Origin of the sequence: Legionella jamestowniensis (genome assembly GCF_001467745.1) — a bacterium.
GTDB lineage: Bacteria > Pseudomonadota > Gammaproteobacteria > Legionellales > Legionellaceae > Tatlockia > Tatlockia jamestowniensis.
The window spans coordinates 1-900 of sequence record NZ_LNYG01000012.1; the positions used below are offsets into that span (position 1 = coordinate 1).

Below are 900 nucleotides of genomic sequence, written 5' to 3' on the forward strand. Positions count from 1 at the left end.
AGCTGAGGCAAGAAAACTACTACAGCAGGGAAATGAAACCCAGGCCCGCGATATCTTTCTTGGCGTACTTGGCCGTAACATGGAGCAGTTTAAAGCGTTTCAGAAGGTTACTACTACGCCGCTGCACAATCACCTACCCACAGATAAAAAGATTAACAAAGAAGAGGGGAATACAACTGAAAAAGGAGGGAATTCCCAGGAAGAGCCACAATCCCAAGGTCGAAAAAAGAAAAAAAAATTGCAGCCATCCTCTCCGCTGCAACATTTAATGAATAATTTTTCGGAAAAACAGTTGATTGCTACGTTATCAACGTGTCCATTTGAAGAAATATTATTACAGGCTACAGCAGTGCCCCATCAGGTACCGAAAAAATCTCAAACGTTACTGGAATTTATATTAAGTGATCGTAATCGCACTCAATTGTTTCTTAAGCAAATTGCTAATGATTACAAATTAACTGAAAATTTTATTCGTAGTTATGCAAAAATTTTGGATTTTTATAACAAGCTTCCTTCTTCAAAATTGTCTGGGAAGAAACTTTTTGACCAATTTTGTAGATTAATTCATAAAACTTTGAAGTTTGAAATAATTAATAATTCGAACTTAGTTCATCTCGCCGCATTACTAGGTGATATCGAACATTTCGACCTTCTGCATAAGTTAGGTGCTAACTTCGATATAGCAAATTCTTACGGGCTAACTCCTCTCTATGTGGCTGTTTCATACGGACATATAACTCTGATTGATAAATTTTACCAATATAAGGCTGACTTCAATAAAGCAACCAATGCTGGGGGTACCCCAGCCATCGCCGCTGCCTATAAAGGTAATGCCAATATGATTAAAAAACTGCATGAACGTGGAGCTAACCTTAACAAAGCAGATTCCGCTGGTATTAC

At 37.8% G+C, this 900-nt stretch carries 1 protein-coding gene; it reads left to right on the forward strand.

What is annotated here, in order from left to right; translation table 11 throughout:
• Nucleotides 1-79: 79 nt before the first annotated feature.
• Nucleotides 80-900 (forward strand): ankyrin repeat domain-containing protein (locus tag Ljam_RS03125; protein WP_162262909.1); only part of this gene is annotated, 821 nt, incomplete at its 3' end.